Raw genomic sequence first — 15,342 nt, forward strand, 5'->3', positions numbered from 1 at the left:
AACTCGGCCGCACCTCGGCGACCATCCGCACCGCTCGCTCACGAAGTTCCGCGGGGTACGGCGAAGGGCGTGACATGAACTCGATCCTCCAAGAGATCGGGCCGATATCAAACCCGGGGCGGTTCAACCCCGCCCACTCACGAAACGCCTTCCAACCTTGGCAACCGGGCCGATCAGGCGGGCGGCGGAGGCGGCGGGTCGGACGGGGGCGGCGGCGCGGAGGGCGGCGGGTAGCCACCCTGCGGCGGGTAGCCACCCTGCTGTGGGTAACCGCCCTGCGGCGGGTAGCCACCCTGCTGTGGATCGCCGCCCTGAGGCGGGTATCCGCCCTGTGGTGGGTGATAACCCTGCGGCGGGTACTGACCGGGCGGCGGCGGTGGGTATTGACCGGGCGGCGGATAGGGCCCCGGACCGAAGTTCTTGGATGCGGAACGGCGACGGGACGAACGCACCAGCAGGACGATCGCCGCCGCGATGCCGCCGACGACGATCAGGCAGCAGAGGATCCTTCCGACCGCATAGCCGAGGCTGTACGAGGTGTCGCTGCTGGTCGACTCCGCCGCCACGATGGCGGCCTGCCTCATCATCGCTGCAACTCCTTGGCTCTGGCCCCTGGGGAGTCCTGAGATCCCGCCCTTGAGAGGCAAACCCTACCGAGCCCCATCAACCCCCGGCCGGAGCGCTCGTCGCCCCGGCCCAGTCGACGCCGGCTTGACCGACCTGAAGTCCGCATGACGATGACCGATCGGTAGCCGTTGACAATCGTCAATGCATATTGGACGGTCGGGGCATGGGGACCCGCATTCGTTCATTTACTGTGGTGACGTTGGGCGCAATGGCGCTTTTGGCCGGAATCGGTGGCGCGGCGATGGCCGGACCGGCGCCGACCGCCACGCCGACCAGCACGTCGGGGCCGAGCCCGGTCCCCACCACGGCGCCGCCGCCGACTTCCGCCCCGACGACCCCGGCACCACCGACTCCCACTTCGACCACGGCCCCGACCACGCCGGCGCCGCCGACCCCCACTCCGACCGGGCAGCCGCCCAGCACGCCGGCCGATCTGCGGGTCACGGCCATTACGCCGGTCTCCATCACGCTTTCCTGGACGGCGTCGAATCCGGGCACGAACCCGATCTCGGGTTACACCGTCAATTACACCCAGGCATTCAATGACATCTACTGGTCGCAATCGGTCGGCAACGTCACAACGGTCACCCTTACCTCGAATATTCGCGCCACTACGCAATACCGCCTGTCGGTCTCGGCCCGCGACACCGAGAACCGGCCGTCCCCCGTCTCGGAGGGCGTCACGGTGATCACGCCGGCGTCGGCCACGGGTGACACGACCCCGCCGTCCACACCCGGCAACCTGCGCATCACGGCCATGACCGCGGACGGTCCCGCGCTGGCCTGGGACGCGGCCACCGACGACACCGGCGTGACCGGCTACAACATCTACTTCTTCGACGGCTGGTTCACCTCGACGCTGGTCGGCACGACCACCAGCACGTCGATCGTCGCGCCGCTGCTGAACAGCGGGCTGGGCCTGCGGTCGTACTACGTACGCGCCAAGGACGCGGCCGGCAACCTCTCCATCGCGTCCAACCAGGTCAGCCCGCCACCGGTCACCACACCACCGCCGGCCCGCACGTGCCGCGTCACCTACCGCACCACCTCCGAGTGGACCGGTGGTTTCGTGGCCGAGGTGACGATCACCAACACGGGCACCACACCGGTCAACGGCTGGTCCCTGGCCTTCACCATGCCCGGCAACCAGCGTGTCGCCACGTCGTGGAACGCCGCGTTCACCCAGACCGGCGCCGCGGTCACACTGACCGACGCCCACTGGAACGCCCGGATCCCCGCCGGCGCCTCCGTCACGGCCGGCTTGCTGGGCCGCTGGACCACAAGCAACGCCGCCCCCACGTCGTTCACCCTGAACAACGCCCCCTGCGACTGACGACCTCGGACGGGCTCAGACGAGCGCGGCCTTGAGCGCCTCCTTGTCGGGCTTGCCGCTGGGAGCCACCGGGACCCGTTCGATCAGCGTCACCGTGGCCGGGGCCGCGTTGTCCCCAAGCGCCGAGGCCACTTGGCGGGTCAGGGCGAGCGGATCCGGCGTGGCATCCACAGCCGGCACGACAAAGGCGTGGACGGCTTCGCCGGTCGTGTCGTCGGGGCGGCCCACCACGTAGGCCTCGGCCACGGCGGGGTCGGCGGCGAGGACCCGTTCGACCGCGCCCGCGTACACGATCTCGGCCTGCACGATGATCACGTCGCGGGCGCGGCCGGTCAGGCGGAGCAGGCCGTCGTCGCCCACCGCGCCGAGGTCGCGGGTCCGCACCCAGCCGTCGACGAAGACCGCGGCCGTCTCGGCGGGGTCGTTCCAGTAGTGGGACGCCTGCGCGGGCGTACGCACATAGATCTCGCCGTCGCGGACCTGCACCTCCACCGGCGGCCGTCCGACCGAGTCGAGCGCCCCGGGCGTCATCTCGGGCGGCGTCAGCATGGCGATCATGCCGGTCTCGGTCTGCCCGTACCCGTGGAACACAACCGGCCCGAGAACGTCGATGGCTTCGGCGAGCCGGCCCGGCGGCAGTGGCGATCCCGAGACCATCAGGGCACGGAGGCTGCTCAGGTCGGCGGGCCGTCCACGCTGGTCACGCACCAGTTGATTGAGCTTGCCGACGGTGATGACGCTGGCCGTGGCCCGGTGCCGCACGATCGCGTCGGGAAAGCCAGGCGGCCGCGCCACCACCAGCGTCCCGCCCGCGGCCAGCGTGAGCACCCCGTACTCGAGCATCACCTGACTGCTCAGCGACCCGAACACGAGATAGCGCTGCAGCCGTTCGGCCAGCCGGCGAACGGCCTGGGGCCACCGATCCGGATGCGCGGCCCACGCGGCCGTCATCGACCCGTACGTCTGGCAACACCCCTTGGGCACACCGGTGCTGCCACTTGTCCACAGCACCCGGGCGATGTCCCCCGGTCGCCCCGCCACCTCCTGTGGACGCCCGGGCGTGTCCATCCACCCGGTGACGCGCTCCCCGTCAACCACCAGGTCGCTGCTGTCCACAGGCACTTTCTGATCCCGTACGCCGGAGACCCGCGCCCCCACCACGAACGCGCCCATGACAGCGGCAAACGCTTCCGCGTCCACCCCGACCCGCAACGCCACGCCGTCCCCCGGCCCGACCCCGCTGTCCCGCAGCCCTCCGGCCACCCGCCAGATCATCGACAGCATCTCGTCCCCCGAGACGTGCCGCTCCTCGTCCTCGAACACGGTCCGCCCACCGGCCGCCGCCAGCAGATCCAGCACCCCGCGGGGCCACACCTCGCTCACCCCGTCCCCCTCATCCCCATCAGGCCCGCCCGTCCACATGCCGAACCCCGCACCGCCGCGCCAAACCAAGCTGTCCCCACAATCGAGCCGACCACCGCCGCACAACACGCTGTCGCATCCACAACGCCGAGCTGGCCACACAAGCGAGCCGCCGCCGTCCGACACGCCGCTGCGTCCACAACGGTGGGCGTTGTCAGGGCGCTACGACGGGGAGTCGGCCAGGACGCCCTTGATGAAGACCTCCAGCGGCTCGACGTGCACGCCGGGAAAGTTCCAGTGGTTCTCCAGGTTCTCGGCCAGGTGGTGAGTCGCCACGACCTCGCCCGCGCGGTAGGCCCGCACCACGGGGTGCAGGTAGCTGGCGTCGTGCGCGGCCGCGGCGTCGTTCTCGGCGATCCGCGGCACGGTGATGTCGAACGGGTCCACCTGGTCGTGGTCGGGGCCGTATTCGAGTGTCACCACAAAGGCCGTGTCGTACGGGCCCAGTTCACCGGACCGGAAGTAGGCGACCGGCACCTCTTCCAGGTAGGACGCCACGCCGCCGCCCACGGTGACCACGTCGCCGAGGACGGTGAACTGCTGCCACAACGCGGACGTGCGGTTGATGCGCGCGATCACGGCCGCGGTGATGGCCTCGGGCGTGTTGTCCACAGGGACGGCCGGCCACGGTGAGGCGTGGTGGCGGGCACCGAGGATCCGGTGCAGGGCGCGGACCCCGTACCGGAAACCGTGGATGAACCCGCTGGTGGACTTCTTGAAGTCGCGCTGCTGGGTGAGGGTGCCGGCGAAGTAGAGGCCGGGCACGTTCACCGATTCGAAGGCCGGGGTCTGGGACGGGAAACGGTCGTTGATGACCAGCGTCGGCCGGGCGGATCCGGCGAACGGCGTGGCGTCGAACGCGAAACCCGTGCACAGGATCACCCGGTCGTACTCGAGCACCCGGATCGCCTCGACCGTGCGGGCATAGCGGAACTCGACCCGGTATCCGCCGTCGTCCCGCTTCTCGATCCGCTCGATCGTGCCGTCCAGCACGGCGTTCTGCGACTTGAGCTGGTACGTGTCGAGGAAGTTGTTGTTCACGGCGCGCAGGTGCCCGACGTAGTGGGTCTGCCACGCCAGCTTGATCGAGTGCGGTCCGGCCACGTGGATGACGGCCGCGGTCTCGATCAGCGCGTCGGCCGTCTCGAAGCCCGAGTTGCCCTTGCCCACGATGAGGACACGTTGATTGACGAAGTCACGTGGATCAACATTGACGGTGTCGTACCGTTCGGCCAGCTCGGCCCCGGGGATGGGCGGCACGTGCAGCCGCGACACGCCGGTGGCCACCACGACCCGCGCGGCCTCCCACGACCGGTCTCCCGCCGTGACGACGAACCCGTCGTCCGAGCGCGTCACCGAGTCGATGCGCGTGTCGTACGTGATGTTGAGGCCCCGGGCGAAATCCCCGAGGTAGCGGACGAGGTCGTCGGCGTCCGGGAAGTAGCGCTCGCTGTAGTTCTTGAACAGCAGCGCCGGGTCGTCGGTGAGCAGCGAGTTCCAGTCCGCCCGCAGGTTGAACTCCGGGTCCTCCGACCCCGTCCACACCTTGTTGATCGAGATCAGCGTGCGGTGCCGGGGATACGTCCGGAAGAACGTCCCGGGCCCCTCACCCGCCTCCAGAACCAGGTAGTCACGACCGTCGCGCTCCAGCAGGGCGGCGAGTTGAAGTCCGGCCGGCCCGGCCCCGATGATCAGGTACTCGTGCGTCATGCGCCGGAACCTAACGGGGCGATTTCAGAGGGTTCTGAGAATTCGGCCCTACCGTCCGGCCCATGACGATTCAGGTAGACCTGGGCGGTCCGCTCGGGACGGCCGACCTGCTGGCCGCGCGCGAACCCATCACCGTCAACACCGGCCCGGCCGTACGGGAGAGGATGGCGGCCGCCCGTTCATTCCTGAACAAGGCCCTCGGCGACGACCGGGCCGTCTACGGCGCCACCACCGGTTTCGGCGCTCTGGTGGGTTATGCCGGCCGCCCCGACCAGCGGGACCAGGCCGACAACACGCTCGCGCATCTCGGCGCCGGTCAGGGGCCCGACCTGGACCCGGCCGTGGTGAGGGCGGCGCTTCTCGTAAGGGCGTGGTCGCTCGCCCAGGGTGCCTCGGGCGCGTCGCCGCACGTGGTGGACGCGATGGCCGCCATGCTGGGCACCACGTTCACCCCGGCCGTGCCACGTTTCGGCTCGGTCGGCGCGAGCGGCGACCTGATCCCGCTCGGGGCGGCGGCCCAGGCGTTGCGCGGCCGGGGACACGCGTATGTGGACGGCGAGCGCCTGCCGGCGGCCGAAGCCCTCCGCCGTACGGGCCTGGAACCTCTGCCTCTGGATGGGCGGGACGCGCTCGCCCTGGTCAACGGCACCTCGCTGACGACGGCAGCGCTCGCCCTGGCCCTGCACAGCGTCCGCCGCTCGCACCGCTCGGCCCAGCTGCTGACGTGCCTGCTGGCCGACCAGCTCGGCTGCGATCCCCAGTTTCTCGACCCGCGCCTGATCGGGCGATTCCACCATGCCGGCGTGTCGTCGGTGGCCGCGACCATGCGCGCCGTGCTGAGCGGGTGTGTGCCGTCCGGTGAGCGGCCGCTGCAGGAGCCGTACAGCATCCGGTGTTCTCCTCAACTGCTGGGCGCGGCCGAGGACGCGCTGCGGTATGTGGACAACGTCGTCGAGGCGGATCTGGGCGGGGTCAGCGACAACCCGCTGTTCTTCCCGGTGGACGACGCGGTGGTGCACGGCGGCAACTTCTTCGGCCAGCCCGCGTCGTTCGGCGCGGACATGCTCGCGATCGTTCTCGCCCAGGTCGGCAACCTGGTCGAACGGCAGCTGGACCTGCTCGTCGACCCGCACCGCAACGGTGGCCTGCCGCCCATGCTCGCGGCCGGTCCGGGACAGCAGCACGGCCTGCAGGGTGTGCAATTGGCGACGACGGCACTGGTCGCGGAGATCCGGCGGGACGCGACACCGGCCAGCATGCAGAGCCTGCCCACCAATCTCCACAACCAGGACGTCGTCCCCTTCGGCACGATGGCGGCCCTGCGCGCCCTCGACCAGGCGCGGCTGCTGCGGCTGCTCTGTGGATCGCTCGCCCTCGGCCTGCGGCAGGCCGCGCATGTGGGCGCGCGAAGGCCGTTGTCCACAGGCGGCGCGACACTGCTCGAAGCGCTCGAGAAGGGTGTTGACCCGGTTGATCCGGACCGTCCACTCGAGCAAGAAATACACACGTGCGCACAGATCGCCGAAGATATTGAAATTTCTCTGATTTCCGGCTCGTAGCGTGCGCGCCGTGACGCTCGACTACCTGATCATCGGGGCCGGGCCGGCCGGTCTTCAGCTGGCGGCCCTGCTCGAAGACGGCGACCGACCCGACTACCTGGTGCTGGAGGAGGGCGACGGCCCGGGCGCGTTCTTCGCGACATACCCGCGGCACCGCACGCTCATCTCGATCAACAAACCGCGCACGGGCACCGACGACCCCGAGCTCAACCTGCGCATGGACTGGAACTCGCTGCTCTCCGACGACCCGGCGCTGCGGTTCACCGGCTACACCGGCCGGTACTTCCCGGACGCCGACGTCATGGTGCAGTACCTGGCCGACTTCGCGGCCAAGACCGGCGTCAACGTCCGCTACAACACGCGGGTGGACCGCATCGCGCGTGACGACGACGGTTTTGTGGTGACCGCCGGGGACGAGACGTTCCGCGCCCGGCGCGTCATCGTCGCCACCGGCGTGTCCCGCCCGTACCGCCCCGACATCCCGGGCCTGGAGCTGGCCGAGGGGTACGACGAGATGCCGGTCGACCCCGAGGACTTCCTCGACCAGCGGGTGCTGATCATCGGCAAGGGGAACTCGGGGTTCGAGACGGCGGACAACCTCATCGAGACCACGTCGCTCATCCACGTGGCCGGGCCGCACTCGATCCGGCTCGCCTGGCGCACCCACTACGTCGGCCACCTGCGCGCCGTGAACAACAACTTCCTCGACACCTATCAGCTCAAGTCGGCCAACGCGATCCTCGACGGTGACGTGCGCTCGATCGAGAAGGACGGCGACGAGTTCAAGGTGACGTTCGCGTTCGCGCGCGCCGACGAGGTGATCAAGGAGCTCCGGTACGACCGGGTGCTGGTGTGCACCGGGTTCGCGTTCGACCCGTCGCCCTTCGACGACAGCGCCCGCCCGTCGCTGGTCATCAACGACCGTTTCCCCGAGCAGACCTCGGCCTGGGAATCGGTCGACGTCCCCGGCCTGTACTTCGCGGGCACGCTCACCCAGCAGCGCGACTTCAAGAAATCCACAAGCGGGTTCATCCACGGGTTCCGCTACAGCGTGCGCGCCCTCCACCGGATCCTCGAGCAAAGGTACGGCGGGAAGCCGTGGCCGTCCGTGTCTGTGGACAACACGCCGGCGGGCATCACGGACGCGATCGTGGCCCGGGTCAACCGCACCTCAGCCCTCTGGCAGCAGTTCGGCTTCCTGGGCGATGTCGTGACCGCCGGGGGCGAATACCTGGAGGAGGTGCCCGTCGCCTACTTCACCGAGGGTGGCGTGGGCACGGCGCCGGCCTTCGAGGTGACGCTCGAATACGGGCCCGACCACGACAAGGTCGACCCGTTCGACATCACGGTGAGCCGGATCGCCCAGGACACGCCGGGCCAGGCCCACGACGCGGCCTACCTGCATCCGGTCGTCCGCTTCCACTCCGGCGGGCAGGTCGTGGCCACGCACCACATGGCCGAGAACCTGGAGAACCAGTGGAACCGCCCCGAGGCCCACGTCGCGCCGCTCACGGCCTTCGTCGCGCGCTGCCTGGCCTCGTGACCGCACTCGCGGAGCGGGCCCGGGCGGCGCTCGACCCTGTGCACTGGGACTTCTTCGCGGGTGGGGCCGGGGAGGAACGGACCCTGCGGGCCAACGAGGAGGCGTTCTCGCGGCGGCGGATCGTGCCCCGCGTGCTGCGTGGCGTGGGCGACCGGGACCTGAGCACGGAACTGTTCGGGACGCGGCTGAGCATGCCGGTCCTGGTCGCCCCGACGGCTTTCCACCGGCTGGCGCATCCGGCCGGTGAGGTGGGGACGGCCGGGGCGGTGGCCGCGTCGGACACGGTGATGGTGGTGAGCATGGCCGCCACCCAACCTGTGGAGGACATCACGGCCACCGGCGCCGCTGTGTGGTTCCAGCTCTATCCACAGCCGGACGACGAGTTCCAGCGGCACGTGGTGAAACGCGCCGAGGCGGCCGGCTGTCGCGCGCTGGTCGTAACCGTCGACTCCCCGGTCTTCGGGCGGCGGGAACGCGACCGGCGGAACGGATTCGACGACCTCCCCGACGGCTACACCTGCGAGAACATGCGGGACGGCGAGGGCCGCGTACGGGAGATCGGGTTTGATCCGACGCTCGGCTGGGAGCATGTCCACCGGCTGCGGGCGTCCACCGGTCTGCCGATCGTCCTCAAGGGTGTGCTGCACCCGGCCGACGCGCGGCTCGCCGTCGAGCACGGTGTCGACGGGTTGATCGTCTCCAACCACGGCGGGCGGCAACTTGACGGCGCGATCGCGACGGTGGATGCGCTGCCGGCGATCGTCCGGGCTGTGGACGGGCGGATTCCCGTCCTTGTGGACGGCGGGGTCCGGCGTGGCGCCGACATCGCGGTCGCGCTCGCCCTGGGCGCCACCGCCGTGCTGATCGGCCGCCCGATCATCTGGGGCCTGGCCGCCGGCGGTCCCTCGGGCGTACGGGATGTGCTGGAGGCCTTCCGCGACGAGCTCGACCACGTCCTCACTCTGGCCGGCGCCGCCCGCCCGTCCGACCTGACCGCGGACCAGGTCGCATGACGCCCCACCACGGCCACCGCAGCCGGGCGACCGGCCGCATGCCCGGTCGGCAAGCTGAGCCCGAGGAGTGCGGCGCATGAATCCGCTCGTGACGCTGGCCGGTGTGGCGGTGGGCGGTGCCGTCCTGTGGAGCCTGCCGAGGTGGCTGCCGCCGGCCGTCATCCGGCTCCGGGAGTGGATTTTCGCCCGGGTCAACGGCGAGGAGGGCGTTCCGGTGCCGGGCCCGCTGGTCGGGGCCGAGGATTTCGAACGGGTCTACGCGGATCCGGCCGCCGACGGGCGCAGCCGTGGGGCGGGGCTGTCCGACCTGTTCTGGTACTGGCTCGCACCCGGCCCCCAGATGCACCAGGAACACCTCGAACCCGGCGACCGCTATCGCACCGTGGCCCGCACGACCCGGCAGGTGCTGGCCATGCCGCACCAGCGGTCGGACGAGCTGGCCACGGCCGCCGCCCGCCGCATCCTCGACGCGCTCCCCCGCCACCGGACGAGCTTCGCCCGCGTACGGGATCTCATGATGCCGCTGTGGGCCGAGGTCTATTACGAGGTCGTCTTCGGCGAGGCGTGCCCGCGCGAGGTCCGCGATCTGATCGTGGGCAACGCGGACGACGTCGTCACCGCGCTCAAGGGCACACGACCGCGCCGCATGTGGCGCCGCGACCGGCTCACACGTTATCTGCGGGCGCGTGTGGACAACGGAACCTGCCCGGTCGTGCTGCCGGATCCGTTCACCGCGCAGGAGACCACCTGGTATCTGCAGGGCGCGTTCTTCAACACCGCGATCGTCCAGATGTCCGAGGCCATGGCCCACATCCTGTTGTGCGCCGCCGGAACGACCACCGACCCGGACGACGATGACGCCCTCGACCGGCTCATCGACGAGACCCTGCGCGTGCACCCGCTGTTCGGCATCGCGCACCGCATCACCTCCGCCCCCATCACGGTCAACGAGCGGGTCACCCTGCCCGCGGGGTCGGTGCTGCTGTTCAACTATCTGGCCTTCCAGCGCACCGGGCCGGCCGCCGACGACGAGTTCCGGCCCGAGCGGTGGCTCACGCTGCGCCGCAAGGAGGCCCACTTCATCCCGTACGGGATAACCGCCAACCGAGCCTGCCCGGCGCGCGGTGTCGCCCCCGTGATGCTGCGGGCCGTGACGCGGGAAGTGTTGCGCCGCTTCGCCCTCACGTCGACCGCCGCGCACACGCGCAGCCTGCCGAGCCGCGGACCGGTCTATCTCACGCCCGCCGGACGGCGGGAACCCGGAACCCTGCGACGGCACGGGATGCGGCTGCGCGACCGGTGGGAGAACGCCGGCCGGTCCGTGCTGCAGCTCGTCTTCGGCACCTGGATGGTGTTCGACGCCCGCCGCAAACGCCTGTGTGCCAACCATTTCGAGGAGGTACGGCCATGACCCCGACCGAGTTGGCGCCGCGGTTCTTCATCGCCGTCGCGGTGATCCTGCTGTTCTGCAAGCTGATCGCGTGGCTGCTGGGCAAGGTGGGCCAGCCACCCGTGGTGAGCGAGATGCTGGCCGGGGTCCTGCTCGGGCCCTCGCTGCTCGGGTTGCTGGCGCCCGGCGTACAGGAATCGCTGTTCCCGACGGCCCTCTATCCGGTGCTCTATGTGGTGGGTCAGGTCGGCCTGGTGCTGTTCATGTTCCAGGCCGGCTACGCCTTCACGAGTCACCGCACGGCCCGGCTGGCCGGAACCGCGGGCGCCGTCTCGCTCGCCGGCATCTCCGCCCCGCTGGCGCTCGGCGCTCTGCTCGTCCTCGTGGCCGGCGGCGGGATCCGCAAGGAGGGCGTGTCTCTCGGTGTCACGGCCGCGTTCGTCGGTGTGGCCCTGGCCATCACCGCGTTCCCCATGCTGGCCCGCATCATCACCGAGCGGGGCCAGGCCGGCACCCGGCACGGATCGCTCGCGCTCGCCAGCGGTGCCATCGATGACATGGTGGCGTGGATCATGCTGGCCGTCGTGCTGGCGTTCGCGTCCGGCGAGGCGGGCCCGGCGTTCGTCACCGCCGGCGGCGCGGTGGTGTTCGGTCTGGCGCTGTGGCTGGGCGGCCGGCGGGTCACCGGCACCCTGATGGGCTCGCCGCGCATCAGCGAGACCGGCCGCCTGCTGGGCACGGTGGCGCTGCTGTTCCTGGTCGCCTGGTACACCGACGAGATCGGCCTGTACGCCGTGTTCGGCGCGTTCGCGGTGGGCGTGGTCATGCCGCGGCGGCCCGAGACCGACCGGGTGATCGAGACGCTCACGCCCGTGGCGACGGCGGTGTTCCTGCCGCTGTTCTTCACCTTCTCTGGATTGCGTACGGAGTTCGGGCTGCTCGGCGATCCCGCGGTGCTCCTGTTCGCCGTGGCCTGTGTGGCGGCGGCGATCGCGGGCAAGTTCGGCGCCTGCTGGGCCGCGGCCCGGCTGCGGGGCGAGACTCAGGGCGTGTCGCTGCGCGTCGGCGCCCTGATGAACGCCCGCGGCCTGATGCAGCTGATCGCGCTCAACGTCGGCCTCGAGGCCGGCGTGGTCAACTCGTCCCTGTTCACCGTGCTCGTGCTGGTCGCGCTGGTCACGACACTGATGACGACGCCGTTGCTCACCCTGATCGAGCGGCGGGAACGGAAGATCATCCCGGAGCCGGAAAAACAAGCCGTTTCTTAAAAGGTTGTATACTCAACTTTCTTCTATGCAATCACCAAGACATATGTCAGGGTCGATGGATGCACCGGCTTCTCCTCGTCGAGGACGACACCGAGCTGAGCGAGCTGCTGACCGACGCGCTACGCGACGAGGGGTACGAGGTCGATCAGGCCCCGGACGGCCAGCGGGGTCTGCACCTGGGCCTGACCAGGCCGTACGACGTCATGGTCATCGACCGGTTGCTGCCCGCGCTGGACGGTCTCGACCTGCTGGCCCGGCTGCGCTCACGCGCGGTCCCGGCCCGCGCGCTCATGCTGACCGCGCTCGGCACCGTCGGCGACCGGATCGCCGGCCTCGACGCGGGCGCCGACGACTACCTGGCGAAACCGTTCGACCTCGACGAGTTGAGCGCCCGGCTGCGCGCGCTGTGCCGCCGCACGCCGGACACGGCCGAGGTGTTGCGTGTCGGCAGCGGCCTGCTCGACCTGGCGATGCGCGACGTCGTCCTGGCCGACGGCGGGCGGGTCGCGTTGTCGTCACGTGAGTTCGAACTGTTGCGCGTCCTCGCCGCCCGCCCAGCGACCGTGCATCCGCGCGACCAGTTGCGCTCACGGGTGTTCGACGAGGCGGCGGCGGCCTCCATCGTGGACACTTACGTCTATTACCTGCGGCGCAAGCTCGGCCGCGGCGTGGTGCGGACGGTGCACGGGCTGGGTTACCGATTGGGCACGCTGTGACCGATGCTGAGCGCGCGATTGTGCGGCGGGCCCGGCTGCGGATGGGGCTTCTGGTCGGGCTCGCGGTGGGGCTGTTGCTCACGCTGGTGGGCGGGGTGGCCTACGCGACGCTCGTGGCCAGCCAGGAGCGGCAGATCCAGCGCGAACTCGCGTGGGGCGCCGAGCACGGAACGGTGTCGGGTCCGGTCGGGTGCAACTGGATCCTGACGCTCGAGGACGGCCGCGTGTCCGCCGGGCCGGCCGCTCCCCCGCCCGGCTTCCCGCTGCGCGACGCCATGGACCGGGTCGCGGCCGGCGGTTCCCGCGAGATCACGACGGTTCCGCGCGGGGACACGATCTATCACGTACGGACGCAGGCGACCGCCACCGGTGTCATCCAGGTCGTGTTCGACGCGCGTTACCAGCTGGCCGACCGGCAGCACCTGTTGTGGGCGTTCGCGCTGGCGGCCGCGATCGGGCTGCTGGCCGCGCTCGTCACCGGGCTGATCGTCGCGCACCGCTCGGTCGCCCCGCTGGCCGAGGCGCTCGCCCGCCAGCGCCGCTTCGTCGCCGACGCCAGCCACGAGCTGCGCACGCCGATCGCGCAGGTGCACACCCGGGCCCAGCTGCTGGCCCGGCGCGCCGCCGAGACCGACCGCCACGACCTGGAACGCCTGGTCGGCACGACCCGCCGCCTGGGCGAGATCGTCGAGGAGCTGCTGCTCTCGGCCCGGCTCGCCGGTTCCCCCGACGACCGTCCACCCACTTCGCCGGTCGACCTGACCGCCCTGGCCGAGGCGGCGGTGGCGCTCGAGGCCGAGCGGGCCGCCGAACGGTCCGTCACGGTGACGCTGTCGACGCCCGGCCGCCCGGTCGAAGTCACCGGTATCACGTCGGCCCTGCACCGCGTGGTGAGTGAACTTCTTGCCAACGCGCTCACCCATACACCGACCGGCGGGCGCATCGCGGTGACCGTCGGCTCGTCCGACGACCGCGCGGAACTGCGGGTCGAAGACACCGGTGACGGCTTCGACCCGGCCCACGCCGACCGCCTCTTCGACCGCTTCCACCGCGGCGCCGGCGCCGGTGACCGCCGGTTCGGCCTGGGCCTGGCCCTGCTCAAGGAGGTCGTGACCAGCCACGGCGGCACCATCACGGCCGAGGGCCGCCCCGGCGACGGCGCCACGTTCACGGTGAACCTGCCCGCCACACCCCGCCCGCGCCGCCGCGAGCCTCGCACCTTGCGCCCACGCTGGACCCACCCCCGCCGCGCCTACGCCCCTCGCCGCTGACCCCCGCCCACGCTGGGCCGCCCGCGCCGCACCTACGGGGACGAGGGCTCAGAAGACCGATCGGAGGAACGTCAGCACGGGAGGGAGAAGCCGGGCCTGCGGGAGGCCGGGAAACCCGTGCCGCGCCTTGTCCACGGGGTGGAGCGCGCACGCGACGCCCGCCTTCTCATAGGCGGCGGCGAGATGCAGGGCCTGGGCATACGGGATCAGCTCGTCGGACGTCCCGTGCATCACCAGCAACGGCGGGCTGGAGGGCGTGACCAGGCGGCACGGATTGGCCAGCCGCGCCAACCCGGGCACGGTCTGCACGGGCGCCCCCAACAGCCGCGACTCGGGTGAGTCGGCCTCGTCGGTCCACGGCGCGCCCTCGACGGCCATCGTCAGGAAGTCCACCGGGCCGTACCAGTCGACCAGACCGCGTACGGGCAAGCCCTGCGCCGCCAGACGCAGGCCGGCCGTCACCGCCAGGTAGCCGCCGGCCGACTCACCCCACAGCGCCACCGCCGGAGCCGCCGTCCGTTCGAGGAGCCAGTGGACGGCGGCCTCCACGTCCTCGACACATCCGGGCCAGATCTCCTCGCCGCTCAGGCGGTAGTCGACCGACGCCACCGTCAACCCGGCCCGCGGCAGCAGCTCGAAGAGGCCGTCCAACGCGGGCGGCAGCACCGAGCGGGAGCCGCCCAGGAACGCGCCCCCGTGCACGAACACGACCAGCGGCGCGCCCGGCCCACCCTCGTACAGGTCGAGGAACAGCGGCCGGAAACCGGGCAGCGACCGGTATCGGTGGGTCACACCGGCGGGGTCCCGTGCGTGTGGAACGTGTCGATCGTCTTGAGGCCCCATGCTTGTCCTTTCGCCCGTTCGGCCTCCGTCCACGTGACCATCCGGTGGTCGGGGGCGAGCAGCAGCCTCGCGCCGGCGTTGCAGAGCTCGATGCGGTTGCCGCCGGGCTCCCAGACGTACAGGAAGAAGGTCTGCTGGATGGCGTGCTTGTGGGGGCCGGTCTCGATGTGGATGCCGGCCTCGAGGAAGACGTCGGCCGCGCGCAGGATGTCCTCGCGGGTGTCGGCCGCGAACGCCACGTGGTGCAGGCGGCCCTGCGAGCCGGTCCAGTCGCGCGTGTAGACGAGGTCGTAGCTCTTGTCGCTGACCGTGTACCAGACGGCCGACGTGGTGCCGTCGTCGAGCACGATCTGTTCGCTGGGCCGGGCCCCGAGCACCTCGGCCAGGGAACCGTTCGTTGGGCGGGATGTCGCGGGCGAGGAAGTTGACGTGGTCGAGCCGCCGGATGTTCGCACCCCGCCCCGGAAAGCGGGACGCCTGGTTCTTCAGCGACGGCCGGGTCGCCTCGGTGGGTTCGTAGCGCCGCGTCTCCCAGTAGACGCCGTACGGATGCCCGTCCGGGTCGTGGAAGTGCAGCACCCGCTTCTCCGCGTCCCAGCCGTCGCTCAGCCCGGCCGCTTCGACGCGGGCCACCAGCGCGTCCAGCG

General features: G+C 70.9%; 13 protein-coding genes. 8 read left to right on the forward strand and 5 right to left on the reverse strand.

Annotation, left to right across the window (positions count from 1 at the left end; genetic code table 11):
- Positions 1-173: 173 nt before the first annotated feature.
- Positions 174-587 (reverse strand): hypothetical protein, encoded by a 414-nt coding sequence (locus JIG36_RS28760; protein ID WP_203379537.1) that lies wholly within the window; start codon positions 585-587, stop codon positions 174-176.
- Between the two features lie 248 nt (positions 588-835).
- On the opposite strand from JIG36_RS28760, the gene JIG36_RS28765 reads away from it, so the two are divergent.
- Positions 836-1,960 (forward strand): cellulose binding domain-containing protein, encoded by a 1,125-nt coding sequence (locus tag JIG36_RS28765; protein ID WP_236048423.1) that lies wholly within the window; start codon positions 836-838, stop codon positions 1,958-1,960.
- A gap of 15 nt (positions 1,961-1,975) precedes the next feature.
- Here JIG36_RS28765 and JIG36_RS28770 read toward each other — a convergent pair whose 3' ends face one another.
- Positions 1,976-3,343, reverse strand: a complete 1,368-nt coding sequence (locus JIG36_RS28770) for a class I adenylate-forming enzyme family protein (protein ID WP_307872945.1) — start codon at positions 3,341-3,343, stop codon at positions 1,976-1,978.
- Between the two features lie 201 nt (positions 3,344-3,544).
- A complete protein-coding gene (locus JIG36_RS28775) occupies positions 3,545-5,092 on the reverse strand; it encodes an NAD(P)-binding domain-containing protein (RefSeq protein ID WP_203379539.1) in 1,548 nt (515 codons plus the stop codon).
- Between the two features lie 62 nt (positions 5,093-5,154).
- On the opposite strand from JIG36_RS28775, the gene JIG36_RS28780 reads away from it, so the two are divergent.
- The 7 genes from JIG36_RS28780 (at position 5,155) to JIG36_RS28810 (ending at position 13,852) form a co-directional block, all read left to right on the forward strand.
- On the forward strand, positions 5,155-6,651 hold the full coding sequence (locus JIG36_RS28780) for an aromatic amino acid ammonia-lyase (RefSeq protein WP_203379540.1): 1,497 nt from the start codon (positions 5,155-5,157) through the stop codon (positions 6,649-6,651).
- A gap of 10 nt (positions 6,652-6,661) precedes the next feature.
- Entirely contained in the window at positions 6,662-8,194 is a 1,533-nt protein-coding gene (locus JIG36_RS28785) for an NAD(P)-binding domain-containing protein (RefSeq protein ID WP_203379541.1), read from the forward strand.
- Entirely contained in the window at positions 8,191-9,207 is a 1,017-nt protein-coding gene (locus JIG36_RS28790) for an alpha-hydroxy acid oxidase (protein WP_203379542.1), read from the forward strand. The genes JIG36_RS28785 and JIG36_RS28790 overlap by 4 nt, the downstream gene beginning before the upstream one ends.
- A 76-nt stretch (positions 9,208-9,283) precedes the next feature.
- The gene (locus JIG36_RS28795) at positions 9,284-10,618 is read left to right on the forward strand and encodes a cytochrome P450 (protein ID WP_203379543.1); all 1,335 of its coding nucleotides are present in this window, start codon (positions 9,284-9,286) and stop codon (positions 10,616-10,618) included.
- Positions 10,615-11,865, forward strand: coding sequence for a cation:proton antiporter (locus JIG36_RS28800; protein ID WP_203379544.1), 1,251 nt, complete (start codon positions 10,615-10,617; stop codon positions 11,863-11,865). The genes JIG36_RS28795 and JIG36_RS28800 overlap by 4 nt, the downstream gene beginning before the upstream one ends.
- A gap of 59 nt (positions 11,866-11,924) precedes the next feature.
- The gene (locus tag JIG36_RS28805; protein WP_203379545.1) at positions 11,925-12,581 is read left to right on the forward strand and encodes a response regulator transcription factor; all 657 of its coding nucleotides are present in this window, start codon (positions 11,925-11,927) and stop codon (positions 12,579-12,581) included.
- On the forward strand, positions 12,578-13,852 hold the full coding sequence (locus tag JIG36_RS28810; protein WP_307872946.1) for a sensor histidine kinase: 1,275 nt from the start codon (positions 12,578-12,580) through the stop codon (positions 13,850-13,852). The genes JIG36_RS28805 and JIG36_RS28810 overlap by 4 nt, the downstream gene beginning before the upstream one ends.
- 48 nt (positions 13,853-13,900) lie before the next feature.
- Here the strand turns inward: JIG36_RS28810 and JIG36_RS28815 are convergent, their stop codons facing one another.
- Together JIG36_RS28815 and JIG36_RS28820 are read right to left on the reverse strand one after the other, a co-directional pair.
- Entirely contained in the window at positions 13,901-14,644 is a 744-nt protein-coding gene (locus JIG36_RS28815; RefSeq protein ID WP_203379546.1) for an alpha/beta hydrolase, read from the reverse strand.
- Positions 14,641-15,072, reverse strand: a complete 432-nt coding sequence (locus tag JIG36_RS28820) for a VOC family protein (RefSeq protein ID WP_203379547.1) — start codon at positions 15,070-15,072, stop codon at positions 14,641-14,643. The genes JIG36_RS28815 and JIG36_RS28820 overlap by 4 nt, the downstream gene beginning before the upstream one ends.
- Positions 15,073-15,342 lie beyond the last annotated feature (270 nt).

It is taken from the genome of Paractinoplanes ovalisporus (genome assembly GCF_016834655.1).
GTDB classification, from domain to species: domain Bacteria; phylum Actinomycetota; class Actinomycetes; order Mycobacteriales; family Micromonosporaceae; genus Actinoplanes; species Actinoplanes ovalisporus.